General features: G+C 66.9%; 18 protein-coding genes and 1 other RNA gene. 13 read left to right on the top strand and 6 right to left on the bottom strand.

Annotated features, from left to right (window positions below; all coding sequences use genetic code 11):
- Positions 1 to 445 precede the first annotated feature (445 nt).
- A complete protein-coding gene (locus KVS69_RS10480; RefSeq protein WP_217538031.1) occupies positions 446 to 1,774 on the bottom strand; it encodes an aminopeptidase P N-terminal domain-containing protein in 1,329 nt (442 codons plus the stop codon).
- A 7-nt stretch (positions 1,775 to 1,781) separates the two neighbouring features.
- Positions 1,782 to 2,330: a UPF0149 family protein gene (locus KVS69_RS10475; protein ID WP_068853893.1), complete on the bottom strand. Its 549-nt coding sequence runs from the start codon at positions 2,328 to 2,330 to the stop codon at positions 1,782 to 1,784.
- Between the two features lie 129 nt (positions 2,331 to 2,459).
- Between KVS69_RS10475 and KVS69_RS10470 the strand changes: the two genes are divergently transcribed.
- The 8 genes from KVS69_RS10470 (at position 2,460) to KVS69_RS10435 (ending at position 6,490) form a co-directional block, all read left to right on the top strand.
- Positions 2,460 to 2,681, top strand: a complete 222-nt coding sequence (locus tag KVS69_RS10470) for a TIGR02449 family protein (protein WP_068853894.1) — start codon at positions 2,460 to 2,462, stop codon at positions 2,679 to 2,681.
- The gene (locus KVS69_RS10465; protein ID WP_068853895.1) at positions 2,678 to 2,974 is read left to right on the top strand and encodes a cell division protein ZapA; all 297 of its coding nucleotides are present in this window, start codon (positions 2,678 to 2,680) and stop codon (positions 2,972 to 2,974) included. Before KVS69_RS10470 ends, KVS69_RS10465 begins: the two co-directional genes overlap by 4 nt.
- A 91-nt stretch (positions 2,975 to 3,065) precedes the next feature.
- A non-coding RNA gene (gene ssrS / locus KVS69_RS10460) (6S RNA) lies at positions 3,066 to 3,250 on the top strand.
- Between the two features lie 70 nt (positions 3,251 to 3,320).
- Positions 3,321 to 3,896 (top strand): 5-formyltetrahydrofolate cyclo-ligase, encoded by a 576-nt coding sequence (locus tag KVS69_RS10455; RefSeq protein WP_217538004.1) that lies wholly within the window; start codon positions 3,321 to 3,323, stop codon positions 3,894 to 3,896.
- Between the two features lie 8 nt (positions 3,897 to 3,904).
- The gene (locus KVS69_RS10450) at positions 3,905 to 4,381 is read left to right on the top strand and encodes an EVE domain-containing protein (RefSeq protein ID WP_068853897.1); all 477 of its coding nucleotides are present in this window, start codon (positions 3,905 to 3,907) and stop codon (positions 4,379 to 4,381) included.
- A 25-nt stretch (positions 4,382 to 4,406) separates the two neighbouring features.
- Complete coding sequence (gene rpiA / locus KVS69_RS10445) at positions 4,407 to 5,054, top strand: ribose-5-phosphate isomerase RpiA (protein WP_093533643.1); 648 nt, start codon at positions 4,407 to 4,409, stop codon at positions 5,052 to 5,054.
- 47 nt (positions 5,055 to 5,101) lie between these two features.
- The gene (locus tag KVS69_RS10440) at positions 5,102 to 5,557 is read left to right on the top strand and encodes a DUF192 domain-containing protein (RefSeq protein ID WP_176472637.1); all 456 of its coding nucleotides are present in this window, start codon (positions 5,102 to 5,104) and stop codon (positions 5,555 to 5,557) included.
- 87 nt (positions 5,558 to 5,644) lie between these two features.
- The gene (locus KVS69_RS10435; protein ID WP_068853900.1) at positions 5,645 to 6,490 is read left to right on the top strand and encodes a SirB1 family protein; all 846 of its coding nucleotides are present in this window, start codon (positions 5,645 to 5,647) and stop codon (positions 6,488 to 6,490) included.
- Between the two features lie 119 nt (positions 6,491 to 6,609).
- On the opposite strand, the gene KVS69_RS10430 is transcribed toward KVS69_RS10435, so the two are convergent.
- Entirely contained in the window at positions 6,610 to 6,801 is a 192-nt protein-coding gene (locus KVS69_RS10430; protein WP_068853901.1) for a rubredoxin, read from the bottom strand.
- 72 nt (positions 6,802 to 6,873) lie between these two features.
- Here KVS69_RS10430 and thiE point away from each other — a divergent pair, with 72 nt between their 5' ends.
- Complete coding sequence (thiE, locus tag KVS69_RS10425) at positions 6,874 to 7,521, top strand: thiamine phosphate synthase (RefSeq protein ID WP_217538003.1); 648 nt, start codon at positions 6,874 to 6,876, stop codon at positions 7,519 to 7,521.
- Entirely contained in the window at positions 7,518 to 8,807 is a 1,290-nt protein-coding gene (gene hemL / locus KVS69_RS10420; RefSeq protein WP_217538002.1) for a glutamate-1-semialdehyde 2,1-aminomutase, read from the top strand. The genes thiE and hemL overlap by 4 nt, the downstream gene beginning before the upstream one ends.
- A gap of 25 nt (positions 8,808 to 8,832) precedes the next feature.
- On the opposite strand, the gene azu is transcribed toward hemL, so the two are convergent.
- Positions 8,833 to 9,279 carry an azurin gene (gene azu / locus KVS69_RS10415; RefSeq protein ID WP_217538001.1) on the bottom strand — a complete coding sequence of 149 codons (447 nt, stop codon included), beginning with the start codon at positions 9,277 to 9,279 and terminating at the stop codon, positions 8,833 to 8,835.
- A gap of 125 nt (positions 9,280 to 9,404) precedes the next feature.
- Here azu and KVS69_RS10410 point away from each other — a divergent pair, with 125 nt between their 5' ends.
- Positions 9,405 to 10,019: an HAD-IA family hydrolase gene (locus KVS69_RS10410; protein WP_217538000.1), complete on the top strand. Its 615-nt coding sequence runs from the start codon at positions 9,405 to 9,407 to the stop codon at positions 10,017 to 10,019.
- A 143-nt stretch (positions 10,020 to 10,162) separates the two neighbouring features.
- On the opposite strand, the gene KVS69_RS10405 is transcribed toward KVS69_RS10410, so the two are convergent.
- Positions 10,163 to 11,392: an acetylornithine transaminase gene (locus KVS69_RS10405; protein ID WP_068853906.1), complete on the bottom strand. Its 1,230-nt coding sequence runs from the start codon at positions 11,390 to 11,392 to the stop codon at positions 10,163 to 10,165.
- Between the two features lie 74 nt (positions 11,393 to 11,466).
- On the opposite strand from KVS69_RS10405, the gene KVS69_RS10400 reads away from it, so the two are divergent.
- Positions 11,467 to 12,339 carry an ion transporter gene (locus KVS69_RS10400; RefSeq protein ID WP_217537999.1) on the top strand — a complete coding sequence of 291 codons (873 nt, stop codon included), beginning with the start codon at positions 11,467 to 11,469 and terminating at the stop codon, positions 12,337 to 12,339.
- Positions 12,340 to 12,432: 93 nt separating this feature from the next.
- Here the strand turns inward: KVS69_RS10400 and KVS69_RS10395 are convergent, their stop codons facing one another.
- Positions 12,433 to 13,275 carry an NAD(P)-dependent oxidoreductase gene (locus tag KVS69_RS10395; RefSeq protein WP_217537998.1) on the bottom strand — a complete coding sequence of 281 codons (843 nt, stop codon included), beginning with the start codon at positions 13,273 to 13,275 and terminating at the stop codon, positions 12,433 to 12,435.
- Between the two features lie 86 nt (positions 13,276 to 13,361).
- Here KVS69_RS10395 and KVS69_RS10390 point away from each other — a divergent pair, with 86 nt between their 5' ends.
- Positions 13,362 to 14,054: a hypothetical protein gene (locus KVS69_RS10390; protein ID WP_217537997.1), complete on the top strand. Its 693-nt coding sequence runs from the start codon at positions 13,362 to 13,364 to the stop codon at positions 14,052 to 14,054.
- The last annotated feature ends 512 nt before the right edge of the window (positions 14,055 to 14,566 follow it).

The following is a 14,566-nucleotide window of genomic DNA, read 5'->3' as shown; positions in this document are numbered from 1 at the left end:
GTTGCCCGGCTGCTTCATGCATTTTGGCGAACAGCCGGTGCGCATCGCGTGGCCTGAGCTGGGCCGGCGGTGTGTTGGGGGCCACGGGAAGATCAACGGCAGTGCCGATCGTTTTCATGCGTCAACGGACGAGGTGGTGTTCCGTGCCGTCGTTTGGGAACCGACGCTACCGCCCCCAGCTCCATTCACGTACCCGCCGCATAACCGGCCTCAACCCCATTGGCGCACCCGCCGCGTAGGGGCACGCCATGCGTGTCTGCTCTTGCCATCCGCACGCTGCCATCTGTCGGGGGAGGCCGGCGGGCAGCCCCTGTAGGGACTGTCAAAAACATGGATGTTTTTGCCAAGCCCCCAAGGATGGGTTTACGGCGTGTCCCGTAAGGGGCTGCCCGTCGGCCTCCCCAGCACGTCGCAACCGAAACGCTGCTCTTGCCTTGGACTCGAATCAGCCAGCAGCGTTCATTTCCTGCTCAATCTCATCAGCACTTCGCGCCAACCCAGCTGTCAGCACGTGATGCCCGCTGTCGGTGATCACCACGTCATCCTCGGTACGAATGCCGATGCCGCGCCAGCGCGCTTCCACGCTGCGGTCGTCGGCGCTGATGTACAGGCCCGGTTCGATGGTGAACACCATGCCCGGTTCCAGCAGCCGCGAATCGCCGGCGAGGCGGTAGTCGCCCACGTCGTGCACGTCCAGGCCCAGCCAGTGCCCGGTCTTGTGCCGGTAGAAACGCTGGTAATGGCCGTCGGCGATGTTTTCTTCCAGCGTGCCGGTGAGCAGGCCCAGCCGCAGCAGGCCTTCGGTGAGCGTCTGTACCGCCGCCAGGTGGCCCGCCTCGTAGGGCACGCCCGGCTTGGCCTGCGCGAGTGCTGCCGCCTGCGCCGCGCCGACCAGATCGTGCAGCGCGCGCTGTTCGGCCGTGAAGCGACCATTTACGGGGAACGTGCGCGTGATGTCACTGGCGTAGCCGCGGTACTCGGCGCCCGCATCGATCAGCACCAGCTCGCCATCGCGGCTGCGCGCGTTGTTGGCGCGGTAATGCAGGATGCAGCCGTTGGCGCCGGTACCCACGATGCTGCCGTAGGCTGCCCACGCATCATTGGCGCGGAACTCGCGCTCCAGGTCCGCCTGCAGCTCGTACTCGTGGATGCCCGGCCGCGCCGCGCGCATCGCCATCCGGTGCGCCTGCACCGTGATGTCGGCCGCGCGCTGCATCAGGGCGATTTCCGCGCTCGACTTGAACAACCGCTGCTCGTGCAGCAGGTGGCCCAGTTCCAGGAATTCATGCGGCGGCTGCGCGCCATGCCGCACCTGCGAACGCACCCGGTTGACCCAGCCGATCAGCTTCAGGTCGAACTCGGCGTCGCGCCCGAAGTGGTAGTACACCCGCGAGCGCCCTTCCAGCAGGCCCGGCAGGATGTCGTCCAGATCGTCGATCGGGTACGCATCGTCCATGCCGTACTGCGCCACCGCGCCTTCCTGTCCGGCGCGTGCGCCATCCCAGGCTTCGCGGTCGGCGTCGCGCTCGCGGCAGAACAGGATCACTTCGCCGTGGCGGCGGCCAGGAATCAGCACCAGCACCGCATCCGGCTCCGGGAAGCCGCTCAGGTACCAGAAGTCCGAATCCTGCCGGAACGGATAGTGCGTATCCAGGCTGCGCACCCGCTCCGACGCGGCCGGCAGCACCAGGATGGCGTCATCGCCCGCCATTTCCATCAGCGCCTGGCGGCGCCCCGCGTATTCGGCCGCGGTGATGCCGGTCAACTCGCGGATATCCATCTCAGTTCAGGCGCTGCCGGTGGCGCACGGCCATCACGCAGTCACCGTGCAGGATCAGCACCGCCACGCGGATGAACTCTTCGATTTCGGCGAGCGCGTCCTCGTCGTCATCGTTGCCGCTTTCAAAATCCTCGCTCGAGGCCTGGGCCAGCTTGGCCAGGTCGTTGAGCGCCTCTTCGCCTTCTTCGGACAGGGTGGGACGCTGCTGGCCCGCACCGAGGCCGAAGCCGCCCAGGAACGCACGCGCCCAGGTGAACAGCGCATCGGCCTGCGCGGCGGTGTCATCGCTGTCGCTGAGCAGCAGCTCGAAGGCGAAATCGCGGTCCTCCAGCTGCGCCACGCTGGCGCCCAGCAGCCGGTCCAGCGCATCGCCTGCGGTCGGGGTGGGCAGGTTGTCGTCGGCCAGCACACGGGCCGGCCATTCGGGCACCGGCGCGCCGCCGGCCGCCAGCCAGCCGCACAGGCCTCCGTGGAGCTCCGCGGCAGTAGCGCCCAGGCCGGCCGCCTGGCTGGCCTGGTTTACGTCGTTGACACTCGGAAGTTCGGTCATCTTGGGGCTCGATCTGGTGGGTCGGCGGCGCCGCCGGCAACCCTGGGTTGGCAGCGCCACAGTGTATCAATCCGCCCCTTGTCATTATTAGCTTGACCGGCTCCACCCCGCTTGCCTATCGTGCCGGACATGGAACCCGCCGATGCCATCGCCCAATTGCAGGCCTTTGCCGCCCGGGTGGAGGCGTTGCTGGACCGCAACCAGCGCCTGGCCGAGGAAAACCGCAGCCTGCGCCATCAGCAGGAACAGCTGGTCAATGAGCGCTCGCAGCTGCTGGCCAAGAACGAGCAGGCGCGCTCGCGGGTGGAAGCGATGATCACCCGGCTCAAAAGCCTGGAGCAGCACACATGAGCCAGACCGAACCGGTCAGTGTCCGCATCCTGGACCGCGAATACACCGTGGGCGTGGGCGCCGAAGAGCGCGAAAGCCTCACCGCCGCCGCGCGCCTGCTGGACGCCAAGATGCGCGAGATCCGCGGCAGCAACCGCATGGCCGCCGTGGACCGCGTCGCGGTGCTGGCCGCGCTGAACCTGGCGCATGAACTGCAGCAGCTGCGCGACGACCATGCGCGCCAAGGGGTCGCCCTGCAGCAGACGCTGGCCGATCTGAACAGGCGGTTGGACCGGGCCCTCGACGCGGGCTGAACTGCACGCGTTTTTCATTGTTCTGAATTGGCACGTAATTGGACCGACGAACGGGGTATCCGATCCGGTCCGGTTGGCTATAATGGCCATGCGTTCTCTGCTGTGAACGACGGCGTGTGCAAACATTCGCCTTGTCCCTTAATTACGACCACGGGTGCGCGACGTCGCCGGGAGTGCAGGTCCGCCTTGTAGCGGGAAGCCCAATGGAGGCCCAGCGTACCCACTTGAACCCCGGGTTCAAGGTCGTTTCGCACGCATCGTCACCGCGGAGAATGCAGTATTCCTGCAAGAGCGACGTTCCACTGGAACGTCGCTCTTGTTTTATCCGGCCCCAACGGACCCAGGCATGACCGACCCGCGCTCCGCACTGCGCCAGCAGCTGCGCCAACGCCGCCGAGACATTCCCGCCGCGCAGCGGCTGGACGCCGCCGAACTGCTTGCCGATGCCCTGCTTGCATTGCCCTTCGCGCCCACCCACGGCTTCGTGGCCGGGTACTGGGCACTGGATGGCGAAATCGCGCTGCACCGCTGGCAGATGCGCCTGCCCGACACCGCCGTCTACTGCCTGCCCGTGCTGGCCGGCGACACGCTGCGCTTCGCGCCGTGGCGCCCGGGCCAGCCGCTGACCAGCAACCGCTTCGGCATTCCAGAACCCGACATCGCCGTAGGCGACACCCTCGCGCCGGACCAGATGACGCTGGTGGTCGCCCCGCTGGTGGGCTTCGACGCGCAGTGCCGGCGGCTGGGCATGGGAGGCGGCTGGTATGATCGCAGCTTCGCATTCCGCAACCAGCGCCCGGCCCCGCCGTGGCTGGCCGGCGTCGGTTTTTCGGTGCAGCAGGTCGATGAGCTGCCCGTGCAGCCGTGGGACGTCGGCGTGGATGCGATCTGTACCGACACCACCACGTACCTTCCCCGATAGAACGACGCATGACCGCACGCAAGCGCTACTGGCTGATGAAGTCCGAACCGGACGCCTTTTCCATCGACGACCTCAAGCGCGTGGGCCAGGAACCCTGGAACGGCGTGCGCAACTACCAGGCGCGCAACTTCATGCGCGATGGCATGAAGGTCGGCGACGGCATCCTGTTCTACCACTCCAACACCAAGGTGCCGGGCATCGTGGGAATCGCCACGGTCGCCACCGAGGCGTATCCGGACGACACCCAGTTCGATCCGAAATCGGACTATTACGATCCCAAGGCCACCCGCGAAACGCCACGCTGGCTGCTGGTGGACGTGGCCTTCGAGCGCAAGCTGCGCGACACCATTTCGCTGGACGAGATCAAGCTGCACGCCGACGCGCTGGGCGAAGGGTTCCCCCTGATCGCGCGCGGCAACCGCCTGTCGATCCTGCCGGTGACCGCCGCGCAGTGGAAGCTGCTGCTGTCGCTCGAAAAACACTGACCTTTTCCTTCACGAGTTTCCCGCCATGTCCGAAGCCAAACGCCTCGCCGCAGAAAAAGCCCTCGAATACGTCGAAGACGGCATGATCGTCGGGGTCGGCACCGGCTCCACCGTTGCCTACTTCATCGACGGCCTGGCCCGCATCCAGCACCGCATCAAGGGCACCGTATCCAGCTCCGAGCAGAGCACCGCGCGCCTGAAGCAGCACGGCATCGAGGTGCTGGAACTCAACCACACCGGCGGCCTGTCGCTGTACGTGGACGGCGCCGACGAGTGCGACGGCAACAAGTGCCTGATCAAGGGCGGTGGCGCCGCGCTGACCCGCGAGAAGATCATTGCCGAGGCCAGCGAGCGCTTCGTGTGCATCATCGACCCGAGCAAGCAGGTGCCGGTGCTGGGCAGATTCCCGCTCCCGGTGGAGGTGATCCCGATGGCGCGCAGCCTGATCGCCCGCCGCATCATGGACATGACCGGCGGCCAGCCGGCCTGGCGCGAAGGCGTGGTGACCGACAATGGCAACCAGATCCTGGACATCCACCACCTGCAGATCACCGACCCGGTGGCGCTGGAGCGCGAGCTCAACCAGCTGCCCGGCGTGGTCGCCGTGGGCCTGTTCGCGCGCCGCCCGGCCGATGTGGTCATTGTTGGCGGTGAACCGCCGATGGTGTTCTGATATCCACCGTCGGCACGCCCGTGCCGGCTCTTCTGCGAGGATCGCCCATGCCCTTCATGCGCCTGCTGCTGCCGCTGCTGATGCTGCTCACGTTGTCCGGCTGTGCCAGCGCCGGTGCCAGCCATTGGGTGGAACTGGGCGGGGCCCGCTACCAGGTGGAACTGGCCACCAACGATGAAAGCCGCACGCGCGGCCTGATGTTCCGCGACGAGATGCCCGCCGACCACGGCATGCTGTTCGTGCACGACCGCCAGGAGCTGCAGGCGTACTGGATGAAAAACACCAAGATCGCGCTGGACATCCTGTATTTCGATGAACAGCGCCGCCTGGTGAGCCAGCAGCGCGATGTACCGCCGTGTTCGGCCGGCGACCGCTGCCCGCCCTACCCCAGCAGCGGCCCGGCCCGTTACGTGCTGGAACTCAACGCCGGCCAGGCCGAGAAGCTGGGCCTGCAGGATGGCGCGGTACTGACCTTCGGGCCGGGTATCGCCGACAAGCCCTGAACCGGGCTGGCGGGCACGCCCCGCCAGTCCCGGAGTTTTCACGCGATCCCGCTTGAATCGGGCCGCGTTTGTCGCCAGTCTGTGTCCATGCAGGCGCCAATGACATTGCCGGCGTGGGACTCCCTGGCCGAACTGGACGACGAGGCGCTGCCGCTGTTGCCCACGGCGCTGCTGATCGCCCGCGACGAATACCCCGACCTGGACCCGCAGGTCTATGACGCGCTGGTGCAGAGCCACGCCGACCACCTGCGCACCGAGGTGGACACGATCGAGCATTGGCCGCTCAAGATCGCGGCGGTCAATCGCCACCTGTTCGATGAACTGGGCTATGGCGGTGACCATGGCGAGTATTACGACCCCCGAAACAGCTACCTCAACCAGGTGTTCGAACGCCGGCTGGGCAACCCGATCTCCCTGGCCATGGTGCAGATGGAAGTGGCCCGGCGGCTGGGCATCCCGTTGGACGGCGTGTCCTTCCCCGGCCATTTCCTGGTGCGGCTGCCGGTGGACGACGGGATGCTGGTGATGGACCCGTTCAACGGCGGGCGGCCGCTGGACGTGGAGGAGCTGCGCGAACGCGCGCGCTCGCACCTGGGCGGCGAAGTGCCCGATGACAGCGTGCTGGCGCAGATCCTGGATGCGGCCCCGGCGCGGGCGATCCTGATGCGGATGCTGCGCAACCTGCACGGCGTATATGTGGAGCGCAGCGAGTGGGACCGCGCCGCGCGCAGTGCCGACCGCCTGCTGAAGCTGGCCCCGGAACAGGACGATGCCCTGCGTGACCGCGGCCTGGCCTACCTGCAGCTGGATTACCAGGCCGGCGCACGCCAGGACCTGGCGCTGTACCTGCAGCGCAACGGCCAGGCCAATGATGCGCAGTGGGTGCGCGAGAAGCTGGTGGAAATGGGTGGCCGGGTACCGCGCCTGCATTGAACATGGGACGCCCGCCGGGTAGAGCCGACTGTCAGTCGGCTGCTCTTGGCGGGGCAAAACGCAGCAGCGCTGCGCGCTGCAGCCGACTGACAGTCGGCTCTACCCGCTAACGCTGCCGGTCAATCAATCTCGACCATTTCGAAATCGTCCTTGGTCACGCCGCAATCGGGGCACGTCCAGGTATCGGGCACGTCTTCCCAGGCGGTACCCGGGGCGATGCCCTCTTCGGGCAGGCCATCGACTTCCCTGTAGATGAAGCCGCAGACAACGCACATCCAGGTGCGGAAGGTGGTGGCGGTGGCGTCGGTCATCGGATAATCAGGCGTTGGGCAGTACGGTCATAGGCCATTGTCCCACTCCCGCCGTTCTACCGGTAGCCATCGATGACGCTCCCTGCTTCCCCGGCCGCGCCCGCGCGCGGCGTGTACCTGATCACCCCCGACGAGGCCGATACCGCCCGCCTCCTGGCCCGCGTGGCCCCACTGCTGGCCGCCGGCCCAACCTGGCTGCAGTACCGCAACAAGACCGCCAGCGACGCGCTGCGCCGCGAGCAGGCGCTTGCCCTGCAGGACCTGTGCGCCGCACACGGCGTGCCGCTGATCATCAACGATGACCCGGCCCTGGCCCTGGAGGTCGGCGCGGCCGGCGTGCACCTGGGCGGCACCGATGGCGACATCGGCGCCGCGCGCGCCCTGCTCGGCCCGGCCGCCATCATCGGCGCCTCCTGCTATGACCAGCTGGCCAACGCCGAACGGGCGCTGGCCGCCGGGGCCAGCTACGTGGCCTTTGGCGCCTTCTTCCCGACCACCACCAAGGTCACCAGCAGCCGCGCCCACCCGGACCTGCTGCGGCAAAGCGCCGCACGCGGGGTGCCGCGGGTGGCGATCGGGGGGCTGACGCCGGACAATGTGGGCCCGATCATCGCCGCCGGCGCCGATCTGGTGGCCGTGGTCAGCAGCGTCTTCGCCGCCAACGACCCGGTGGCCACCCTGCACGCCTACCTTGCTTGTTTCCAGGACCCTTCCGCATGAAGCACGACCAGTCCCACGCCCTGTTCACCCGCGCCCAGGAACTGCTTCCGGGCGGCGTCAATTCGCCGGTGCGCGCGTTCAAGTCGGTGGGCGGCGAGCCGTTCTTCGTCGAGCGCGCCGACGGCCCGCACCTGTACGACGTCGACGGCAACCGTTACATCGACTACGTGGGCTCGTGGGGCCCGATGATCGTCGGCCACAACCACAGCGCGGTGCGCCAGGCGGTCAAGCACGCGATCAACAACGGCCTGTCGTTCGGCGCGCCGTGCGCAGCCGAAGTGACCATGGCTGAAACGCTGACCCGGCTGGTGCCCTCGTGCGAGATGGTGCGCATGGTCAATTCGGGTACCGAAGCCACCCTGTCGGCGATCCGGCTGGCGCGCGGCGCTACCGGCCGCAGCCGCATCGTGAAGTTCGAAGGCTGCTACCACGGCCACGGCGACTCGTTCCTGGTCAAGGCCGGCAGCGGCATGCTGACCCTGGGCGTGCCGACCTCGCCGGGCGTGCCGGCCGGCCTGAGCGAACTCACCCTGACCCTGCCCTACAACGATTTCGAGGCGGCCACCGCGCTGTTCGCCGAGCAGGGCGCGGACATCGCCGGCCTTATCATCGAACCGGTGGTGGGCAACGCCAACTGCATTCCGCCGCGCGACGGCTACCTGCAGCACCTGCGCGCGCTTTGCACGCAGTACGGCACGGTGCTGATCTTCGATGAAGTGATGACCGGCTTCCGCGTGGCGCTGGGCGGCGCGCAGGCGCATTACGGCATCACCCCGGACCTGACCACCTTCGGCAAGATCATCGGCGGCGGCATGCCGGTGGGTGCCTACGGCGGCCGCCGCGAGCTGATGTCGCAGATCGCTCCGGCCGGCCCGATCTACCAGGCCGGCACGCTGAGCGGCAATCCGGTGGCCATGGCCGCGGGCCTGGCGATGCTGGAACTGGTGCAGGAACAGGGCTTCCACGACCGCCTGTCGGCGGCCAGCGCGCGCCTGTGCGCCGGGCTGGAAGCTGCGGCGGCCGATGCGGGTGTAGCGGTCACCACCAACCAGGTGGGCGCGATGTTCGGGCTGTTCTTCACCGACCAGAAGGTGGAAACCTACGCCCAGGCCACGGCCTGCGATACCGCCGCGTTCAACCGCTTCTTCCACGCGATGCTCGAGCGCGGAGTGTTCCTGGCGCCGTCGGCGTATGAGGCCGGCTTCCTGTCCAGCGCGCACGATGACAGCATCATCGACGCAACGATTGAAGCGGCGCGCGAGGCGTTCAAGGTCGCCAAGGGCTGAGCAGCCCGGAGGATTGTGTTCGGCATCAGCCGAACACAAACCTGCCTTTCATCATCGCGAAGTGCCCGGGGAACGAGCAGAAGAAGGTGTAGTCGCCGCCCTTGCGCAATGCTGCGGTAGGGAACGTCACGCTGGTGCTCTGCCCGCCGCCGATCACCGCCGTATGTGCCAGCACACGCGGATCCTGCTTCGGCAGGTAGCTGTCGGCCAGCGTCATCCGCATGCCCGACAGCGCCACCGGCTGGTAGTCCGCCGCCTGGGTCAGCACCCAGTTGTGCCCCATCGCCGTGGCCGCCAGCTTGCCGGTGTGGCGCAGGGTCAGCTTCACCTGGCTGCAGTCGCCGGCCACCTTGATCTCCTTGCTGCTGAAGCTCATCTGGTCGGTGCTGTCGATGCTGACCGCACACACGCGTGCCTGTGCGACGGGCGCCAATGCCAAGCCTGCCAGGATCATGGGGACAAACAGTTTCACGGCGTTCTCCATCCTTCAGTCACTGCAATTCTAGGCAGCTCCACCAAGGGCGTGGTGCGACGGGATGTCGCAGCGAACCCCGACAGTGCGGTAACGTCGGCTGTCGCTTCGCACATGAGTGGAACATGCCGGTTGCCCTGGACTGCCTGCTGCTGGATTTCGATGGCGTGCTGGTCAACTACGCGCGGCACCTGCGTGTGCGCCACCTGGCCGAGTCCTGCGGATGCACGCCCGCGCAGGTGCACGCGGCACTGTTCGACAGCGGACTGGAACAGCGGTTCGATCTGGGGCTGGACAGCACGCGCTACCTGCAGCAACTGGGTGATGCACTCGGCGTGGCCATCAGTCTCGCCCAATGGCAGGACGCGCGCATCGCCGCCTCACCGCCGCAGACCGGCGTGGTCGAGCGCGTGCAGCGCATCGCGCAGGCGATGCCGATCGCCATCCTCACCAACAACGGCGCACTGATGGCGCAGACCATTCCACGCATCCTGCCTGCGCTGGCGCCGATGCTGGAAGGGCGCATCCTGTGCAGTGGCGAACTGGGCGGGCGCAAGCCAGACCCGGCGGTGTTCCTGAAAGCGGTGGAACGGCTCGATGCACGTCCCACCCGCACCCTGTTCGTCGACGACCTGTTCGTCAATGTGCGCGGCGCGCGCCTGGCCGGGCTGCAAGCCGATACCGCGAACGACAGCCGTAGTTTCGGCAAGCTCATGCACCGTTTCGGCATCAATGCCTGATGCAGGGCAGCCGACTAACAGTCGGCTCTACCCCCCAACGGGACGGGAACACCGACGTGTAGAGCCGACATGTAGAGCCGACGTGTAGAGCCGACTGTTAGTCGGCTGCTCTTCGTCGGCTACCGTCAGTCAGCGGCCCTTCCTCAACGCGACGCGACGAACGACTGCACCGCAGCCCGCAACCGCTTCAGGCCTTCGGCAATCTCTTCATCGCTGATGTTCAACGCCGGCACGAACCGCAGCACATCCGGTCCGGCCTGAAGCGTCAGCAGCCCATGCTCGGCTGCGTGGTCCAGGATCGCCCCGGCCTGCCCGGCGAAATCCTTGTCCAGCACCGCGCCCAGCATCAGGCCGCGGCCGCGCACCTGGCTGAACACCTTGAACTCGTCATTGATGTTCCCCAGCCCATCGCGCAGCGCCTGCGACTGGCGGCTCACGTTGCGTGCGATCTCCGGCGACGACAATTTACGCAGCGCCACGCGCGCCACCGCCGCCGCCAGCGGGTTGCCGCCGAAGGTGGTGCCGTGCGCACCGAACTGCATGGTCTCGGCCACCTTGGGGCCGGCCAGCATCGCGCCGATCGGGAAGCCGCCACCCAGCGCCTTGGCCAGGGTCACGATGTCTGGCTTGATCTCGTCCTGCCAGTGCGCGAACAGGGTACCGGTGCGGCCCATGCCGACCTGGATCTCATCGAGCACCATCAGCGCGTTGTGCTGGTCGCACAGCTCGCGGATGCGCTTCATGAAGCCCGGCTTGGCCGGCATCACCCCGCCTTCGCCCTGGATCGGCTCCAGCATCACCGCAGCGACGTCGCCGGCGGCCATCGCCGTTTCCAGCTGCACTTCATCGTTGAAGTCCACATAGCGGAAGCCACCGGGCAGCGGCTCGTAGCCTTCCTGGTACTTCGGCTGTGCGGTGGCGGTCACTGCGGCCAGGGTGCGGCCATGGAAGCTGCCACGGAAGGTCACGATGACGCGCTGGTGAGCCGGACGGCCCTGCGAGGAGGCCCACTTGCGCACCAGTTTGATCGCCACTTCGTTGGCTTCGGCGCCGGAATTGCACAGGAACACGCGCTCGGCGAAGCGCGAGGCGGTGACCAGCTCTTCGGCGAGGCGCAGCGGCGGTTCGCTGTAGAACACGTTGCTGGTGTGCCACAGCTTGCCGGCCTGCTCGATCAGCGCGGCCTTCAGGTCCGGATCGTTGTGGCCCAGGCCGCACACGGCAATGCCGGCGGCCAGGTCGATGAACTCACGGCCCTGGTTGTCCCAGACGCGGGCGCCCTGGCCGCGTTCGAGCACCACCTGGCGCGGCTTGTACACCGGCAGGTAGTAATGCGACAGGGACAGGAGCGGATCGGGGGCAGCAGCGGTCATGGCGGTCAGGGGTCCGAGGGGTCCGGGAAGGGGGTCCATTCTCCCCCTCCACCGGCTGGGGCACAATGCGGCCCATGCACCCCCTGCGCGCCCCCCAGCTGAACCCCGCCACCGACACCGGCTGGCGCCGGACCTGGTTCGAGATCATCTATCGCCACGACACCCGGCCGTCGCGCAATTTCGACCTGCTGCTGGTCTACGCCATCATCGCCAGCGTGCTGGTGGTGATGTTCGACAGCGTGCAGCGTTTCCACATCGAGCACGCCAGCTGGCTGTACGTGGTCGAGTGGGGCTTCACGATCCTGTTCACCGCCGAATACCTGCTGCGGCTGGTGGTGGTGAAGCGGCCGCTGCGCTATGCCTTCAGCATCTGGGGCATCATCGACCTGGCGTCGATCCTGCCCACCTACCTGTCGCTGTTCATCCCCGGCGCGCAGAGCCTGCTGGTGGTGCGTGCGCTGCGCATCCTGCGCGTGTTCCGCATCCTCAAGCTGACCCGCTACATTGAAGAAAGCGGCGTGCTGATGGAGTCGCTGTGGCGCAGCCGGCGCAAGATCCTGTTGTTCCTGTTCACGGTGATCACCATCACGATCATCGCCGGCACCCTGATGTACGTGATCGAAGGGCCGAACCATGGCTTCACCAGCATTCCCAGCGCGATGTACTGGGCGGTGGTGACGATGGCCACGGTGGGCTTTGGCGACATCGTGCCGCAGACGGTACTGGGCCGCTTCGTGACCTCGGTGCTGATCCTGATCGGCTACAGCATCATCGCCGTGCCTACCGGCATCTACACCGCGGAGCTGGCCAATACCATGCGCGATGCCGAACGCGCCGCCAAACGCGATGCGCGCGGGTGCCCGGCGTGCGGACTGGAAGGGCATGAGCCGGATGCGAAGCATTGCCGGCAGTGCGGTGAGCGGCTGCCGGAAGCGTTCAATCAGTGATCGGGTCTACGTGGGACACGCATGGCGTGTCCCTACGCTTCCCGGCCGCGTAGCGACACGCCACGCGTGTCCTGCGCACTGCCTGCCACCCCGTCAATCCAGGAACAGATCCGGCAGCAACGGGCGCGAGGGATCCACCGCGTACCCGGAAAGATCCGTAACTCCAGCCTCCGCCAACACCTCATCATCCAGCAGGAAGTTGCCGCTGAACCCGGCCGCCTCGCGGGTCAATACCGCGTGCGCGGCATCGGCCAGGATCTCCGGTGTGCGGCAGCCGCCCACGTCCACGCCGGGAATCATGTTGATTGCGTCGGTCGCGATCACCGTGCGCGGCCACAGCGCGTTGACGGCCACGCCCTGCGGCCCGAACTCTGCCGCCAGGCCCAGCGTGACGAAGCTCATGCCCATCTTGGCCAGCGTGTAACCGGTATGCGGGGCCCACCACTTCGGGTCCAGGCTCGGCGGCGGCGCCAGGGTGAGGATGTGCGGGTTGGGCGCCTGCAGCAGGTGCGGCAGGCAGGCCTGCGCGCACAGGAAGCTGCCGCGTGAATTGACCTGCTGCATCAGGTCGAACCGCTTCATCGGCGTATCCAGCGTGCCGCGCAGCCAGATCGCACTGGCGTTGTTGACCAGGATGTCGATGCCACCAAAGGTATCCACGGTGGCGGCCACCGCCGCGCGCACCTGGTCTTCTTCGCGTATGTCGCATTTCAGTGCCAGGCCCTGCCCGCCCGCAGCGGTGACCGCTTCGGCGGCGCTGTGAATGGTCCCGGGCAGTTTCGGATTGGGGACCGCAGACTTGGCGGCAATCGCCACGTTGGCGCCATCGCGCGCAGCGCGCAACGCAATTGCCAGGCCGATACCGCGCGAGGCGCCGGTGATGAATAGGGTTTTCCCTTGCAGACTGGCCACGTCGATCAACTCCTGCGGTCTCATGATCGGCCAAGTATGCCGCGCCCACGCACAATTAACCGCCCCTTGACGATAGTTATTGCCCCGGTTACTGCTGCGAGGTATTCACCATGCGCCGTTCCCGCTGTTTGTTCATTGCCGTCGGCGTGGTCCTGATCGCCACCGCCTGCCAGCGCGACCCCACCGCCGCCGCGCCCGATGCAGCACCTGCTGGCACCGCCAACACCCCCACCGCCCAATCACCCGCCAACGGCACCCTGCGCTGGAGCAACGCCGTGGTCTGGAGTGGCGACCTCAATGCCTGCCGCCAAGGCGAGGCCGCGGCCACCCGCGAGTGCTTGATGAAGGCGATGCTGGCCGGTGGTGCAAGTGACGATGCCGTCACCGCCGCCGAGCAGCTGAGCAGTGCCGGCGAGCTGGCCCATGTGGTCGCCTGGCATGACCAGGATGGCGTCGGCGTGGCGACCGTCAACTACCCGTTCCGCGCCAACACCAACGAAGGCACGCGGCTGATCGATGCCGGCGGCAAGCGCATTGACGTGGACAATGTGCAGCTGGACGACACGCTGCGCGCCGACCCGGCCGTACAGGCGCTGCTGGCCACCGATCCGCAGGCGACACCGTTCGCCCCGGCGCAGGCGGCGGGCACCGCCCCACTGGACGGCGGCGGCGTTCGCCTGCTGTACCGCACGCCACTTCGCGAGTGCCACGCCTGCCCCGACCTGGGAAGCGTGCAGATGGGCTATGACTTCGATGCCAAGCGAAATTTCATCGCGCAGCAGCTGGTGCCCGTGGCACCGTAAGCATGTCGGTGCATCAGAGTCCGTAGAGGGAATCGAAGAATTCCCTCCACAGCCGTGCAACCCGTTGCGGTGCCCCACGCCGCAGCCCTTGATTCGCGTGCCAACCTCGGGACCGCACGCACTGGCGCAAGGGTAATCAGCGAGCTCTGAGCTGGTTGTGTTCCGCAAATCGGAACCGCGGCTTCCCTAACGAAACGCACGCTCCGTCCTTAGCCGACTCTCCAGAACAAACCTGACGTATCGGGACCGCGTGGTAGTCGCATCCGAATGCTGCGCAAGCAAGATCATCGCTTCAGAGCGCATTTCCGCTCCACCAGACGCCAGGAACACGAAGAACGCTGGCTCAACGTACTCCGCCGACCTATGCATGAACAACTTGCATTCATCGATTGACAGCACTTCTGCCAAGTCAGCCCACTCAATGTAGCGCTTCCAGAACAGTGGGGCACTCCATTGGCCACAGGTGGTGGTGGCCAACTTCAAGAGCTCGGACAGCTGATCTGCACATGCAT

This window comes from Stenotrophomonas sp. GbtcB23 (assembly GCF_019091045.1).
Lineage (GTDB): Bacteria > Pseudomonadota > Gammaproteobacteria > Xanthomonadales > Xanthomonadaceae > Stenotrophomonas > Stenotrophomonas rhizophila_A.
This window is presented reverse-complemented; position numbering and strand designations above follow the sequence as displayed.